The organism is Variovorax flavidus (assembly GCF_030317145.1).
In the GTDB taxonomy this organism is placed as follows: domain Bacteria; phylum Pseudomonadota; class Gammaproteobacteria; order Burkholderiales; family Burkholderiaceae_C; genus Variovorax; species Variovorax flavidus.
Genome location: NZ_JASZYE010000001.1, coordinates 2,172,510 through 2,187,249 on the forward strand (window position 1 = coordinate 2,172,510; position 14,740 = coordinate 2,187,249).

The 14,740-nt window shown below is 61.4% G+C and carries 14 protein-coding genes and 2 pseudogenes; 14 read left to right on the top strand and 2 right to left on the bottom strand.

Going from position 1 to position 14,740, the window contains the following annotated elements:
- Positions 1–11 precede the first annotated feature (11 nt).
- The 4 genes from QTH90_RS10540 to QTH90_RS10555 all read left to right on the top strand — a co-directional run bounded on the left by QTH90_RS10540 (position 12) and on the right by QTH90_RS10555 (position 5,074).
- Positions 12–719, top strand: a complete 708-nt coding sequence (locus QTH90_RS10540) for an alpha/beta fold hydrolase (protein WP_286664403.1) — start codon at positions 12–14, stop codon at positions 717–719.
- Positions 720–1,162: 443 nt separating this feature from the next.
- Positions 1,163–1,555: a hypothetical protein gene (locus QTH90_RS10545; protein WP_286664404.1), complete on the top strand. Its 393-nt coding sequence runs from the start codon at positions 1,163–1,165 to the stop codon at positions 1,553–1,555.
- The gene (locus QTH90_RS10550; protein WP_286664405.1) at positions 1,552–2,523 is read left to right on the top strand and encodes a glycoside hydrolase family protein; all 972 of its coding nucleotides are present in this window, start codon (positions 1,552–1,554) and stop codon (positions 2,521–2,523) included. Before QTH90_RS10545 ends, QTH90_RS10550 begins: the two co-directional genes overlap by 4 nt.
- 235 nt (positions 2,524–2,758) lie before the next feature.
- Positions 2,759–5,074 (top strand): di-heme oxidoreductase family protein, encoded by a 2,316-nt coding sequence (locus QTH90_RS10555; protein ID WP_286664524.1) that lies wholly within the window; start codon positions 2,759–2,761, stop codon positions 5,072–5,074.
- A 143-nt stretch (positions 5,075–5,217) separates the two neighbouring features.
- On the opposite strand, the gene QTH90_RS10560 is transcribed toward QTH90_RS10555, so the two are convergent.
- Positions 5,218–5,682, bottom strand: coding sequence for a hypothetical protein (locus QTH90_RS10560; protein ID WP_286664406.1), 465 nt, complete (start codon positions 5,680–5,682; stop codon positions 5,218–5,220).
- Positions 5,683–6,471: 789 nt separating this feature from the next.
- Between QTH90_RS10560 and QTH90_RS10565 the strand changes: the two genes are divergently transcribed.
- From QTH90_RS10565 to QTH90_RS10605, 10 genes and pseudogenes are all read left to right on the top strand, one after another.
- Positions 6,472–6,951: an RrF2 family transcriptional regulator gene (locus tag QTH90_RS10565; RefSeq protein ID WP_286664407.1), complete on the top strand. Its 480-nt coding sequence runs from the start codon at positions 6,472–6,474 to the stop codon at positions 6,949–6,951.
- Positions 6,952–7,060: 109 nt separating this feature from the next.
- Positions 7,061–7,216: pseudogene (locus QTH90_RS31520) on the top strand (MFS transporter); the annotation flags it as partial.
- Positions 7,217–7,281: 65 nt separating this feature from the next.
- Entirely contained in the window at positions 7,282–8,220 is a 939-nt protein-coding gene (locus QTH90_RS10570) for an MFS transporter (protein ID WP_286664408.1), read from the top strand.
- Positions 8,221–8,484: 264 nt separating this feature from the next.
- Positions 8,485–8,592: pseudogene (locus QTH90_RS10575) on the top strand (ABC transporter substrate-binding protein); the annotation flags it as partial.
- A gap of 205 nt (positions 8,593–8,797) precedes the next feature.
- Positions 8,798–10,000, top strand: coding sequence for an MFS transporter (locus QTH90_RS10580; protein WP_286664409.1), 1,203 nt, complete (start codon positions 8,798–8,800; stop codon positions 9,998–10,000).
- A gap of 606 nt (positions 10,001–10,606) precedes the next feature.
- Positions 10,607–10,954, top strand: a complete 348-nt coding sequence (locus QTH90_RS10585) for a hypothetical protein (RefSeq protein ID WP_286664410.1) — start codon at positions 10,607–10,609, stop codon at positions 10,952–10,954.
- 660 nt (positions 10,955–11,614) lie between these two features.
- Positions 11,615–11,926 (top strand): hypothetical protein, encoded by a 312-nt coding sequence (locus QTH90_RS10590; protein WP_286664411.1) that lies wholly within the window; start codon positions 11,615–11,617, stop codon positions 11,924–11,926.
- Positions 11,927–11,994: 68 nt separating this feature from the next.
- Positions 11,995–12,420 (top strand): energy transducer TonB, encoded by a 426-nt coding sequence (locus tag QTH90_RS10595; protein ID WP_286664412.1) that lies wholly within the window; start codon positions 11,995–11,997, stop codon positions 12,418–12,420.
- Between the two features lie 122 nt (positions 12,421–12,542).
- Complete coding sequence (locus QTH90_RS10600; RefSeq protein ID WP_286664413.1) at positions 12,543–12,851, top strand: hypothetical protein; 309 nt, start codon at positions 12,543–12,545, stop codon at positions 12,849–12,851.
- Between the two features lie 228 nt (positions 12,852–13,079).
- Positions 13,080–13,895, top strand: a complete 816-nt coding sequence (locus QTH90_RS10605; protein WP_286664414.1) for a hypothetical protein — start codon at positions 13,080–13,082, stop codon at positions 13,893–13,895.
- A 259-nt stretch (positions 13,896–14,154) separates the two neighbouring features.
- On the opposite strand, the gene QTH90_RS10610 is transcribed toward QTH90_RS10605, so the two are convergent.
- Positions 14,155–14,649: a methyltransferase family protein gene (locus QTH90_RS10610; protein ID WP_286664415.1), complete on the bottom strand. Its 495-nt coding sequence runs from the start codon at positions 14,647–14,649 to the stop codon at positions 14,155–14,157.
- Positions 14,650–14,740: the final 91 nt, after the last annotated feature.

Here is a 14,740-nt window from a genome sequence, read left to right on the forward strand (position 1 = left end):
ACCAAACACAGATGGCCAAGTTCGTTTTAGTGCACGGGGCGTTCCAGGGCGGCTGGGTTTACGCCCGGGTCGCTCGCCTGCTTCGTGAAGCAGGACATGAGGTCTACACCCCAACGCTGACTGGGCTCGGGGAGCGTTCGCACCTGGCTCATCAGGCGATCAATCTGGATACACACATCCAAGACATCGTCAGTGTCTTTCGGCATGAGGAAATCAGCGATGCCATCCTATGCGGCCACTCCTATGGAGGGATGGTTATTACCGGTGTCGCTGGCGAGATCGGAGAGCGCATTCGAACGCTCTTCTACATCGACGCGTATGCACCTGCTGACGGGCAGTCGCTGCTCGACATCACCGGAGCAGAGACTGCCTTGGCTTTTCTTGAGCAAGCCAGGCAGAGCGGCGGCATGATCCCACCTATTCCGGCCGAGATCTTCAACGTGAACAAGGAAGACGCGCCCCGGGTTGACGCGATGTCCGTGGCACAGCCGCTGGCAACCTTTGTCCAAGGCGTGCGCACGGGTGTGGAATCGAACTCAGTGGCCAACCGCACGTATGTCTTCGCGACCGCGAATGGGGGCGATTGGTTCGTCTCGACTCATTCGCGGTTGAAGGGACATCCAAAGTGGAAGATGCATACGATCGAGTGCGGACATAGCATCATGCTCGACCGTCCTCATGAACTGACCTCACTACTCTTGCAAGAAGCGACTTGGTGAGAACAGGACTTCCACGATGGCGCAGCCTTCCACGCGTCGGAACTGCCAAGGTGACCTGACTCACGCGCAGGAATCGGATCCTCCACGGCGGTTCTGACAATGTTGTCGTCGTTTTCAGGATCGGATTACTTTATTGCCACCGCCATGAATCGTTACGTTCTCTTTTTGGGGTGTCTGCACGAAGAAATCGGCGGGTATACGAATTGCTCTACTGATGCTGATGGAATGGTGTGTGCACGTTCGTCGGCACCTGCGCTTCCGATCACCACCGCTTGAGAGGAGCGCCCGGGCTGCTGCGCTTCTGACCTGCCACTCCAGGCGTCGCTGCAGGGACGCTCCTGCGATCGGCCTATAGCAGGGTCTTTCGGGCGGAGGCCAATCCGGCCGGATGGTGGTCCAGCCTTCAGAACTTCACGATTCCCTTTCCAGTTCATCAACATGGCGTGGCCCGCATCTCCGGCACTACGCGCAAGAAAAACACATTGCAGGTAATGAAGACCACAGAAATGCTCGACATTGAGAAGGCGTTGCAACTCGTTGAACACGTCTTGATCAGAAGTGGCGATGAAGGTGAGCATCTACTGTCGATTTCCCCGAACAGCGGAGACGGCAAAAGAGGCCTCGCGCAGCGGCGCCAGGCAACGCGCAAGTCCCTGTCCTCCGCGAAGAATCTCCTGGCCGTCGCGGTTCGCCTGATGGATGACGACGCCCCCCGTCAGTCCGACAAGGAGGCGACGTTGCAGATGAAGCAGGCGATCGAGAAGCTGAAGGTCGCTGCAAGAGGGGCGTACGAAGCCGGTCATCTGCTCGTTGGCGTCAAGAGGGAATCGGCATGACTTCGCGCTACCGAACCGATGATCTTCGTCGCAGGCAGGTCCTGAAGCTGGGTGCAACTTCGCTCGCGGCAGCGAGTCTTGTTGCCTGCGGTGGCGGGGGGCAGTCTTCCGCGCCGACATCCCCCACGACGCCTCCCGCTACGGACACCCCCTCCAAGGGCCCTGTTTCCGAGGATCCCGCGATTGCACAGAAGAGCGCCAAGCGCGGCATCGCCTACGACCTGGCAGATCCGCAGGATCTCGCCGCACTCGCGCCTGGCGTGAGCTGGTGGTACGCATGGGGCTTGCGCCCGAACAGTGGTGTATCTGCCGACTTCCGATTGCGCTATGGCCTGGATTTCCACCCGATGCTCTGGAACGGCAACTTCGATTCTTCGCAGGTCGAGTCATACCTGACGGCGCATCCAGAAATCCAGTACTTGCTGCTGCTCAACGAGCCAAATCTCACCGACCAGGCCAATCTGACACCCGCGCAGGCTGCACAGCTGTGGCCGCGCTACGAGTCGGTGGCCAGCCGCACGGGCGTGAAGCTGGTCGGTCCGGCGATGACCTGGGGCACGATGCCCGGCTTCAGCGATCCGGTGGTGTGGCTGGACGCCTTCTATGCTGAATTCCGTGCGGCCAACGGCAATCGTGATCCGAGGATCGACTTCCTTGCCTTCCACTGGTACGACTACGGACTCGCGGCCCAACTGGACCGACTGAACAAATTCGGCAAGTCCTTCTGGGTCACCGAGTTTGCCAACTGGCACAACCAGGCCGATGGTGCCCAGATCGACTCGGTGGCCAAGCAGAAGGCGCAGATGAGTGACATGGTCGCCACCTGCGAATCGCGCAGCGATGTCTTTCGCTACGCGTGGTTCACAGGTCGCTGGGCATCAGACCCTCACTTCACCAGCCTGCTCGGTGCAAGCGGCGAGCTGACGGAGCTTGGTCGTCACTATCTGACGCTGCCATTCGTCGGCTAGGCGCCTGCTGATCACGACATCAATCTCTTCGGCATCGTGCCAGGTGTGAGGCGCGGCAGTCGACATTACTGTGCCTCGCGGGCGCTCCCAATCGTCAAGTTTGCCGGGTGCTCTGACAAAACTGTCGCAGTTCGGCAGTCCACGGGCAAATTCCAGCATGGCACGCAGGCTGCACCTTCCACGTCGCGGGCGACGCAGTCGCTCCACGAAACAAGAAGGAAATCCCATCGTGAACATGAGAAACGTCGTCTTGGCGGGCGCCCTTGTGATCGCCGCTGCCGCGCTGAGCGCCTGCGGCGGCGGCTCCGGCAGTCCGACCACGGGCAGCTCCAGCCCTTCCCAAAACACGCCACCGTCCACGTCGCCCATCGACGACGAGCCAAGCAACATCGGCACAGAAGTCGATGCTCCCAACCCGGTGCCGCCCACGCCACCCCTGCTTCCGACACAGCCCGTGTCGGTGGACGGGAGCCTGGGCATCACCAGCTACTACCCGCTCTTTGCAGCGGGGACGCCCACTACCGAGCAGATTCAGTACCGCGAGGCGGACGGAACGCTGGTCACGCTGATGGGCATGCGCCCCACCGAGCGCCATGCGCGAGAACGCGGCGAGGGCTGGACCGAAGCCGACCAGGGACCGGGCCGCTACCTCACCTTTGCGTCGGCCTACTTCCAGAACCGCACCTACGGCATCGAGATCCGCGATCACGTGCCGGCGGGCAAGCAGCTCATCGAGATGGTCCTCATCGTCAACGACGGCACCTTCGATGGCACGACCTTCAGCCTGTTTCGCAACAGCAACGACGAAGGCGTCCGCGACTACGGATGGTCGCTCAACACCGGCTTCAACAATCCCAAGCTGGGCGGCAAGCCGGTGTGCATGGCCGGCAGCCGCGACTGCAAGATCGAATTCGACTCCTACTGGGACGTGCCCAAGGGCCAGCCACATCGCGCGCTCAAGATGGGTGACGTGATCGAGTTGGCGCCTGCACAGCGCCTGGAACGCTACGGAGACGGCATGCACGCTGGCGAGCCCGTCTCCGACAGCCTGAAAGGGAGGGCAGTGGTGGACGGCGCCGGGAGCCGCTACTACTCGTTCGAGCAACTCTACGTCGTCGGCCAGGGGCTGGTGCCGTGGTACGGCGTGGCACCCCGGCTCAACTCCGCGCCGCTGCCTGACGCCACGCTGCTGGGCGGCCTGACCAGCCTGTCGTACAACTACTCGGAAGAGCCGATGCGCGTCTTCCAGCAGATGTCCAACAACATCGGCATCGTCAACTCCAAGCGCTTCGTGCAGGGCCGGCGCCTCTTCCACACCTCGTTCCTGGATGGCAGGCACTCCGAGCATCCGAACGACAACCCGGTATTCGCCGCGCACGTGAACCAGCTCGGCCCGCGCTACAACCAGGAGCGATGCATCGCGTGCCACACGCTCAATGGCCGCAGCGCCTTCCCTGGCATCGGCGCGCGCCTGGACTCGATGGCGGTGCTCACTGCGGCCACTGCTTCAACCGGCGCCAATCCCCTTCCGGATGCGACCTACGGCCTGAACGTGCAGCAGCGCAGCCGCGATGCTGGCGCGCCGGACTTCTCCGTCAGCGTGCAGTCCTACGAAACCACGCAATACACGCTGCCCGACGGCGAGAAGGTCGAGCTTCAAAAGCCGGTCTATGCGTTCAAGGGGCCGGTGCCAGCGAAGTTCTCGGTTCGCCAGGCGGCCCAGATCGTTGGCATGGGCCTCATCGAGGCGATTGACGAAGCCACCATCCTGGCGCTCGCCGACCCGACCGATCGCGACGGTGACGGAGTGAGGGGCGTGCCGAACTGGGTGAGCAATCCGGAGAGCGCCAAGGTCCACCTCGGCCGCTATGGGTGGAAGGCCGCGAAGGCCACATTGCGCCAGCAGATCGGGGACGCGCTGCTCAAGGACATGGGCGTGACCAGCCCGGTGTTCCCAAGTCGTGACTGTCAGCGTCTGGACCCCGGCTGCCACGATGTATCTGGTGGCACGGCCATCTCGGAATCCGAACTGCAGCGCGTTTCAGACTATCTGTCGCTGCTGGCTGTTCCGGCGCAGCGCAGCTTGCGCAGCGGCTTCCCGGCTGATACGCGCGTGTCGCCCGAGCACGACGTCAATCCCGATCAGATCAACCGCGGCATCGCCTTGTTCGCACAGGCGAAGTGCGTGGCCTGTCATACCCCCCAGATACAGACGGGCTCCAAGCATCCGTTCGCCGAGCTGCGCAACCAGACCGTCCGCCCCTACAGCAACTTCCTGCTGCACGACATGGGACCTGGCCTGTCCGACACGCTGGCCGAAGGCAAGGCGGCCGCGAGCATGTGGCGCACCGCGCCGCTGTGGGGCCTGGGGTCGTTGAAGTACGTGCAGGGAAGCGAGCAGAACGCACGCTACCTGCACGATGGTCGCGCGCGCACGCTCAAGGAGGCCATCTTGTGGCACGGCGGCGAGGCCACTGCGAGCCGCGGCAAGTTCGAGGCGATGACGAAGGAAGAGCGGGAATCCGTGATCGCGTTCTTGAGTTCTCTGTGATGGGGTTCAAGGAGCCTTGAGCGCCTGAAGCAACTGGACGAGGGCTGGTGGGACGCACCTCGCGGACGTGCGCCCGCTTCCCTATCGCACGCTTGGCGTCGGACTCATCCTGGCCAAGCTCACGCTCATCCGCGGGAGTTAGCTCAAGAGGTTCTTGCTTGCTGCCAAAGTTGCAGCAACCATGCCCGCATGATCTCGCGCCGGTCGAATCCCGGGGCCGCCGCGAGAAACGCTTCTGCGTCCGCAGGAGACAGGGGTGTAGTCCGCGTGACGGTCGTCGCCACCGAGCGCACACTCAGCCAGAGCATTCCACAGTGCGCACACGAATCGATCGACAACTCGGATGATTCCACGCGACCCAGATAGGCCTCATCAGGATCAAGCGTGGGTGTACCGCAGCAGGACCATTCAAGCGTCATGTCCTGCGGCTGTCGACCCGCATACACCCATCCCGAGAATCGGGACCAGAGACTTTCTCTCAGATTGCCGCCGCAACGGCTGGGCTGTGGACCGGTCTGGGGCACGTCATCCTGTTCAAGGTGACGATCGGACGAATCCTGCTGGGTGAAAGACGAGACCCCTCGTGTCTTTGCGACAGCGATTTTCATGATGAACAAGCCATCCAAAACTGAAGCAGGAAGGGTACCGAGGCAGCCATAAAAGAGGCGTAAAGATCTTGAGGGTGCCCGTAAAAACTGCCGTTTGCCGGCGGTCGCACCAACGGCCCGAACGGCCGATCTGTTCCGAGCAAATAAATGCCCAAACGGCGAGCCAGGTGGCATGCGGCTCGCCGAACTCCTCGAGATTCAGGCCGTCTTCGTAAATTCCCGAACGACACCGAGGCGCTTGGGTTTGGGAAGGCAGGTTTCAGCTAATAAATGCGCAAACTAGCGCCGCGCTGTCCTATACCGATTGCGACGTCGCGTCGTTGTGCCCCTGACCAAGGCCGGCGGAGCCGCCCCCAACGGCGTCCAGCGGGCCATCCTGCGAACGCTTTGCGTAGGGCGTCAGCAAAGACGTCTGCCGCTTCCCGCCTCGTGAAGCGCGTGCACACCCACTGGCTGGAAGGCAGGATCCGGCCAACAGCGGAAGTTCGGCAGCGGAACACGCGTGTCGGGTAACAGTCGCTAAGCACCCAAGAGACGTGCAAGCCACTTTCGGGTACGTGCCCCCTGCGGGCATGGGACGAAGCCGGTCGCGATAGTCGGATATCCGCGGCAGCGGACGCCATACGCTCAAAGGCAGTACGAATGAAGCAGCGGCCCCGCCAACACGAGGCCCCATCCCTCGCCCGCCGGCCGAGGCGAGCTGGGCTCCGTCTGCCACGGCACGTGAGAATGGCACAATTCGTTGAATATGGATACGATATATCCAGATAATCAACCGGATCCGAAGCGATGAAGATGAGCGAAGGCGTTGAATGGGCGCTGCATTGCTGCCTGACCCTGGCGTGGCTCGCAAATGAAGGTCCCGTACCGACATCGACCTTGGCCGCGGCATTCGAAGTGCCTCCCCACTATCTCAACAAGTTTCTGCAGGCGCTGGTACGTGCCGGCGTGCTCACTTCCGCGGCTGGTGCAAAAGGGGGTTTTCGTCTGGCTAGGAATTCAAGAGAGATATCCCTGCTAGACATCGTCATTGCCGTTGAGGGTGACGACAGGGCGTTCCGCTGCACGGAGATTCGCCAGCGAGGCGCAGGGTGCGATGCACACAAGCGAGAGTTCGCGCGTCCTTGCGGCATTGCCGCGGCAATGCACAAGGCGGAGGAAGCCTGGAGAAACGAGCTTGCCAGACAGACCCTGGCGGACTTGGTGCAATCGGCTCCGGCGACAGGCGAACATCGAATGCAGCGGTGGTATGCGGGGCGCGGGCGCTGACAGCAAATGGGGCTTGGCCCTCTTTTTTTGAATTTGAATCTAGATGCCAAATATCCTGATTAAGAATAGGCCGTTGAAAGGCAGTTGTACTGAAACTGCTGCTCGCGGCATGCGCGCTACTTGGGTTCTCGCACTCGGTACGTTCGCGGTCGGCACGGATGCCTTCATCGTTTCGGCATTCCTTCCACAGATGGCCCGAGACTTGGCGATCCCTCTGGGCGCGGCCGGGCACTCCGTCACGGCATTCGCGCTTGCCTATGCTCTGCTCGCGCCCGTCATCGCAACCCTGACATCTGCAATGGGCCGCCGAACGCTTCTGGTCGGCCTCTGGTGCTGCTTGGTATCGCCAACTTCGCGTCCGCATTGTCCTGGGGCCTCGGCATGCTCGTTGTCACACGCGTTGCGGCGGCGGCGTGTGCCGCCGCTTACACGCCCAATGCCGGCGCGGTCGCGGCCGCACTGGCTGGTCCCCAAACGCGCGCGCGGGCACTTGCCGTGGTCATTGGTGGCCTGACCTTGGCAACTGCGCTGGGCGTCCCCATCGGACACGCCGTCAGCGCCTCGTTGAGTTGGCGCGCTTCCCTGGCGCTCGTGGGCGTCATGTCGTTTGTGGCCGCGGCCGGAGTGTTCCTCCTGATGCCATCCGTCCCAACTGGAATGGTGGTGACGCTGCGCCGAAGGCTTGCGGTGCTCAGACGTCCGAGGGTCCTGCTAGTCCTCCCGCTGACGATTCTTGGAATGGCCGCTTGCTACACGCCGTATGCCTTTACGTTGGATGTCCTGGATGCCTTGCGGGTCCCCGATTCGGCGTTGACTTTCATGCTCTTTGCCTACGGCGCGGGGGCTTTCGTTGGCAACTACGTTTCCGGTCGAGGGACGGACCGCGTCGGACCCGTGGCGATTCTGGCCGGCACTTACGGGCTCATGGCTGTCTCCCTGGGAATTCTGGCCTGGTTCGCCAGCGAGCAGCCTGCCGAAACCTCGCTTCTTCTCGCCTTTCTGATGGCGTGCTGGGGCGCCAGCAGCTGGGCGCAATCCCCGGCGCAGCAGCACCGGCTCATTTCTAGCGCGCCTGAGGAGGCGTCACTGGTCGTTGCCCTGAACTCGTCCTGCATCTATCTTGGTATGTCGATCGGCACGGCCATCGGCGGCCAGCTTGTCGGTCACGGCGCTGTCGTGCCGCTGGCGTGCGGCGGGGGCCTGGCTGGCTTGGCGTTCACCTATCTCTTGGTCACGACTGCGCGTTTGCAAACAAGCCTTTCAAACTAGAGAAAGGTCCCGTTCCTCAGCGAATCAACAACTTGCGCGCGTGCGCTTGATCAATCCGCCATTTCCGGCGGATTGCTTTGCAGTTGGCATGGTATGGCACGAGCATGCGCACGCGCATGTCGAACGGCACTGGGTCCGCGAGACGATCGCAGCTCTGATTGATTGAGAAGCGTCGTAGGCCTATCGCGTCGAAGCGTTGAAGAACTGATCCACCCCATGATTCAAGCATCGCTACGGGCTCATCGTCGCCCAACAGCTCGATGTGGCGTCAGGCAGCAACTCAAGGCCGATCAGGAGAAGCACGCCGGCCTGCGGTTGCTGCCGGGACGCTTCATGTTGATCCAACAGGCCATGGGCACGCCGCAGTCGCGCAGCTGAGATAGGTAAGTTAGACTTGGACTTGCTGCGTCTCCCCTGACTTGTTCAGGGCGCGAATCGGCCGTAAGCGTTTACGTCAACCAACGCATCACCAGTGGCGCCCTGCGGCCAACTGGCGGTGTGCGTTGGTCGCCTCGGTGTTCATTGTCCCCGCCAGTAAGCCGCGCGGTGCCGTCTTTGACTTCAAGGAACGGCAGTGATGTCGAGCATCTCCCCAAAAAACTCTCTGCGCCAATTGGTCTGGATGACCCTTGCGCTTTTCCTCAGCTATCTGTCCGTCGCCATGGCCATGCCGGCCGTCGCCGTTCACGTGTCGCAGACGCTGGGCTTCGGCAATGTCCTATCCGGCCTGGCGGTCGGCATTGCATTTCTTTCCACCATCCTTAGTCGTGGCTGGGCAGGCCGGCTGGCCGACGAGCGCGGCGGCAAGGTAGCCATGTTTCGAGGACTGGCCCTCTATGCGGTTGCCGCGCTCTTGTGCTGGGTCTCTTCGCTTCCTGCGCTGCGTCACGACTTGACTTCGTACCTGGTGCTGCTCGCTGGCCGGCTTCTGCTGGGCTTGGGCGAAAGCTTCGCGCTAGTCGGAATGTTGGGGTGGTCCATGGCTGCCATGGGACCGGCACGTTCGGGGCGGGTGATGGCCCTTGTCGGCATCGGGATGTACGGGGCCTTCGCAGTAGGCGGTCCTCTCGGGCTTTGGCTACTGGAGGACCTGGGATTCGCCGGCCTGATGGCGGGTAGCATTTTCCTGCCGCTTGTGAGTGGCTTGATGCTTTGGCGCATCGCGCCCGCAATTTCCAACCAAGGACGCCGTTCGCCGTTTGTGCAGGTGCTCGGACTCATCTGGAAACCGGGTGCCGTGGTGGGTCTGCAAGGGGTCGGCTTTGCCGCATTGGGCGCATTCTTTCCCCTGTACTTCCTGGCACATGGCTGGCAGGGTGCCGGCTACGGGCTGACCTTCTTCGGCCTGGGCTTCGTGCTTGTACGCTTGATGGCGGGTTCTTTGCCCGACCGCATCGGGGGCGCCCCCGTCGCACTCGCCTCGTTGTCGGTCGAAGCCTTGGGCCAGACAGTGCTGTGGCTGGCGCCGAATCCCGCCTTGGCACTGGTAGGCGCACTGCTCACTGGCATGGGTTGCTCCATGGTGTTTCCCGCGATGGGATTGGAGGCCGTCAAGCGGGTGTCGGCTCATCTGCGGGGTACCGCCATCGGAGGCTTCGCGGCGTTTCAAGACTTGGCATACGGCGCGACAGGACCAATGGCAGGCTGGATTGCCGACCACTTCGGTCACTCTCGCGTATTTATGGTGGGCGGCTTAGCTGCGTCAATCGCATTGCTTCTTACGTGGAGGCTTCGACAAGACGGCTCGGCGGAGCGCGCATCGAAGGTGGGAGTCCCTTAATGTCAGCTGCCTGCGCGCAAGGACGAGGCGAAGTTCTGGAAGGTCCGTGAAGTCGACGTGATCTCCCGTCGGGCCGCCGTTGCGCGTCGGCTTCATAACCGTTTCCTCGGATCGCTAAGCGGGCCCCGCGAGTCATACCGGCGATTTCTGCGCCGAAGCAGGTAGTGCTCACTTGTAGCAAAATGTATTTTTGTGTTACCTGGTTCTACCGTCCTCATGAGATTTCTTTTCCGCTTTCCGAGCAGCATTGTTGCTGCAGCTTTATCCCTAGGTGTCACCGGCTGCGGCGGCGGAGGCAACGACAACTACATACCCGTGCCCTCGAGCTCGCCGGCACCCACGAGTTCAAACGAAAGCAGTAAGCACGGCGTTCTGAGCGGGGCTGAAGACCCCAAATCTGACGTCGGCAGCGACGGCGATTTCTACCTTAACTATGAATCCCACACGTTGTTCGGACCGAAGGTAGGTGGAGTCTGGCCAAGCTCCGGTGTGTCTCTCGTAGGACCGGCAGGGGCCACGGGAGCGGTTGACCCAACGCAACCCAAGCCGCTCTACGTCAACTATGCGGTGGCTCGGACATTCCCCAACGGAAACGGCACGTACAACATGTTGCCCTACGACTCCGGCATTACTGCCCCCACTATCGGTGCGGCTGACAATGCGCTCCTCCTGCCGGTCGATTGCAACACCAGCGAGTTGAGGGTGCAGTTCACAGGCCCTGTCACTGCCGCCTATTCCTTCCAGCTCTACACAACGACCTCCAGCAACCTGGGCCTTCCCGAAGTACCGACCACGCTCGGATGCACCGTTGGAACTGGGCAGTCCAGTTGCAGCTCCAGCGTGCCGACGCGTATTGCTTCAGCGGGAGACCTCGCAATCATGCGCTTGGTTGGTACGCAAAAGTTCAATGCGGGCACCGTGTCGGCGTACGTGATGCTCACCTGCAAGCCCTGAGTGACCCGAGGCTTTCGAAGCCGTTGTTGCGATGCGCATCTGTAAGGACGAGGTGGCCAAGCGATTTGCAAGAAGACATGCGTTGGGCCCTTGGATGGCCTTGCTTCCTGGCTTGGGATTTTTCGGCGCCGTCTTCCTCTTGACGAAGTCTGATTCGTCGTCCAGCTGGGTGTACGCCGTGGTCGCCGCATCGTGCTTTCTGTCCCTCTTCTTGGACCATTCTGTACTCTATCGATGCCCAAGATGTGGGACCCCTCCTTCCAGCAGCGTCAGCGGTACGACCGGCATTCTTTTCTTTCCGAAGAAGTGTCCAAAATGCCTCGCGCCTCTGTTGCCGGAGCTTCGCTGGCGCAGGACTGAATTCGGCCAACACCGGACCTCCACGACGAACTCGAAAAAGCATGCAAATCGACGTCACTTCGCTCATCGGTCCTGCGTTTCGGAGGTCGGCTGTTCATGAGACGGCGGCCGGCCTTGACCTTCACGAAATCGCAGATTCTGTGGAAGGTCGTTTGGACGCCTTTGCGAAGGAAGGGGACACTGTGACACTTCAGTTCACCGCAAGCCCCTTGGGGTTCGTAATCGAAGACGTCCGTCGTAAGCAATGAGCTTGTCGCAGATAGCATACGGCCAGGAGCGGGCTGTTGCGGTCGAAACTCGGTGGACCGCATTCTCGGCTCACGCACAATTGAGGGAATGCTTTTGACCTGGGTGTTGCTCGCGGTAGCGGTCGTCTTTGCCTTTCTCGCATATGACGCGGCGCGACTTTCGTCACCGGAAACTGATGTGCCCTTCGCCCTTACCGCGAAGGGCTGGGGTGAGGATGTCGCGCATGTCTCGCTGGCAGAACAAGAGAAGCGAAAGCAGTACAGCAGGCTCCGTGGCATTGGTGACCTCAATCAATCGGTTTGGCTTTTCGTCATCCTCTGCATCGGCTGCCTTGCCGGAGCGGGCTACTCCCTCGTGCCTTGATCGAATGGCTCCGAACGGCCAAGACCAGACGTTCGCCCCGACCTTCAATTTCATGACCGAACCCAATGATGCGACAAGCTGACGATTTCGCTGTGTTGATTGCCTTCGCTCTTGCGTTCTGGTGCTATGCAGTTCACGCGGGGCCGGCGGAGGAGCAACGCGAGGAGAACTTGCGTCGGATGGCCCGAATACAAAACGCCACCGCGCTCGCGGCCCCCAAAGCGCCGTCAGCCGCCTACGCGATGCAGATAGCACTCGCCGTAAGGAAAAGCATCCACCTAGACACCGAAATCAAGGGAAACCCCGAGGCAGTGGTACGAATCGAGACCGCGTCGGATGGTCGAATACTGAATCACAACCTTGTTCAGTCCAGCGGCGTTGTTGAATGGGACACATCTGTCCTCCAGGCGATTGTTCGAACTGAGCGTTTACCGCTCGAACCCAACGAAGCGCTCCCGAAAGTAATCGTGTTCCACTTTCGGCCGAATGAGTAGCCATGCCGTCGCAAACCGGCCAAAAGCTGACGGTCGAAGCACCTTTGGAAGCGCGTGCGCACTGACTTGTACCCGGCCACAATCGGCCGTCGGCCCCCGAGCCACCAAGCACCAAGGCGACCATGGATTTGCAATCGGATGAGGAAATCGCGCACGCAGTGGCAGTCACCGACCACTTCGTGGTTGTGCTCCGGAGCGAGGAACTCGAAGGTTGGGCCGCGAGGTTCGACCAAATTGCTCGCGCATTGGAAAAAGGTGATGCATTCGAAGCCATGAACCTGTACGCAGCCACAAGCTACGCGGGGCCGGGGAGCCTCCACGACGTCTTCGCAAACGATGAGCCTGCTTTCTATGCGGCATGGGGTGCGTGCGGTCGGGCCCTGCAGGACCTCCAGCGGCGCATTTCACGTTCTAAGCGACCGGCCGCGTAGCTGGCGGACGTGAAGGCAGCATGCGGCCGAGGCTGTGTGAAAACTCATCGCGGTCGACGTCACTCCGAATGTCGACCTCTCAGATGGGCTCAGGTTGCGTTTTCTCGAATGCGCCAAGGGGTCAAAGACCCCTGAAAACGTGCCTCAACCGAGTTTTCACACAGCTCGGCCAGAACCCGTCGTTCGCCGCACATCGCCGATTCTTGAACTCACCAACCCATCAGCCAGATGCCACATCCGACTCAAGTCCAAACAGCGCTGCTTTCCCTGGGGGCCGCAAGAGGGAGCGTCTACCTCGAAGGCCTGACGGAAGCCGAAGTTGGCGCGATGGAGTTGGAGGTTGGACTTCAAGCACCGCCATTGCTGCGGGACTACTACCGGGAAGTTGGGCTGGTTCAGGACCTCACCTATGCTGGGAAACACGTTGGCCTGCGACCGTTTGAGAAGGCTCGGGAATGCCGTCAGGCAAGGGATGGCTTGCTGGAAATCTTCGGGGAGATAGCGGACGATGCATTTCCCTTTGCGCTGGACGAGGCGGACCGCACGTGCGCCGTGGTGCCCTCAAGCGCAGGCGAGCGACTTGTGATTTTCGACCTCGAGCTGGGCACGCAAACGCCGAACCAACTCTTCGCCGAATGGTTGGCCGGCGTCGTCTCCGACGCTGCGGCGAATGCGGACAGCCTGGTACCGAACTCGAAGAAGCGACGCTACGTGCAGTTCACGTTCTCCGCACATGCCGAAGGTGACGTGTTTGCCGCCTTCGGAGAGGCCGCAGAAGTCAGACAGCTTTCGTCTTGGGAAGGCGAAGAAACGTCCGTAGCAGGCGTCAAAACAGCAAAGCGTCGTTTCGCGCTGTCCGACCAGTCGCTGACGATGAGTCGCATGGAGCATGCGTCTTGGCCTCGGCCGATTTTCTGCGTTGACTTTTCTGAGCCAGCCTCGACCCTGCGGGAAAGCTCGCTGCTTCGACGCTTGCACCAGACGTTCGGTGCCAGGGAGCTTGGCTACAAGCTGGTCGACTACGGCCCGATGCCTGAGCATTGAACGGCTGCCAACGCGAAGGTCAGCTATGGAGAAATCTGTACAGCCGGTTTGGGCCCACTGCCGTCTTAGCTCCTGCAACTTGCAGCGGCTGGTTTCAAGCATCAAGCGGTCCTAACCTCGACGTCGGCATTCGCTGCACAACGGAATTCCCGCTCGGCCTTTCGATAGCAGTTCCGGGCCCGTTCCGGGCGTTGGCGATGTGGCGCATGAACGTCTGCAATGCAGCGATGAGTTGACTGAGGATCAGCGTTCTTACCACCTACCCGCACCATGGGGTGATGCGCGGTAACCATCGCCTCACGTTCGCCCGATAGCGCTTGTACTCGTCGCCGAACTGCGCGCCCAGCGCAGGCTCTTCGTAGGCGACAACGAACAAGAAGAATCCGGCCCACACGATCACGCCGTACTTCAGCAGCGTGATGCTCCCGAACAGGAGGCCCCTGGCCGCGATCAACGCCGTGACTGCGACGTACATCGGATTGCGGACGTAGCGATAGAGCCCGGTGACGACGAGGCGCTTGGGAGGCATCACGGGCGCCGGTGTGCCGAGGCCCTGCAACGCGAAGCGAGCGAACGAATCGAGCAAGATCGGCAATCCGGCCACGATCAGGGCGGCGCCGAGCACGCGCGCGATCGGGAATAGCGGAGGTGCAAAGTCCCAGTGGGTGAGGTACCAAGGGACGTACAAGGCGAGGGTGCCCGGAGCGATGACCAGGAAGATCGCGGAACCGATGATCGCGGCGGCGCGCTGCACGATAGGATCACGTACTCGAAACAACGGGCGACTCGCAAGTCGCTCGCACGGAGCGGGCAGCTTCATGCACGCTGCTGATTCGCAGCGCACC

Coding starts and splice junctions, on each gene's coding strand:
- QTH90_RS10555 (WP_286664524.1), top strand. CDS start 2,759: ATGAGAAACGTCGTCTTGGCGGGCGCCCTTGTGATCGCCGCTGCCGCG.
- QTH90_RS10605 (WP_286664414.1), top strand. CDS start 13,080: ATGCCACATCCGACTCAAGTCCAAACAGCGCTGCTTTCCCTGGGGGCC.
- QTH90_RS10585 (WP_286664410.1), top strand. CDS start 10,607: ATGTTGCCCTACGACTCCGGCATTACTGCCCCCACTATCGGTGCGGCT.
- QTH90_RS10550 (WP_286664405.1), top strand. CDS start 1,552: ATGACTTCGCGCTACCGAACCGATGATCTTCGTCGCAGGCAGGTCCTG.
- QTH90_RS10540 (WP_286664403.1), top strand. CDS start 12: ATGGCCAAGTTCGTTTTAGTGCACGGGGCGTTCCAGGGCGGCTGGGTT.
- QTH90_RS10600 (WP_286664413.1), top strand. CDS start 12,543: ATGGATTTGCAATCGGATGAGGAAATCGCGCACGCAGTGGCAGTCACC.
- QTH90_RS10565 (WP_286664407.1), top strand. CDS start 6,472: ATGAAGATGAGCGAAGGCGTTGAATGGGCGCTGCATTGCTGCCTGACC.
- QTH90_RS10595 (WP_286664412.1), top strand. CDS start 11,995: ATGCGACAAGCTGACGATTTCGCTGTGTTGATTGCCTTCGCTCTTGCG.
- QTH90_RS10580 (WP_286664409.1), top strand. CDS start 8,798: ATGTCGAGCATCTCCCCAAAAAACTCTCTGCGCCAATTGGTCTGGATG.
- QTH90_RS10560 (WP_286664406.1), bottom strand. CDS start 5,682: ATGAAAATCGCTGTCGCAAAGACACGAGGGGTCTCGTCTTTCACCCAG.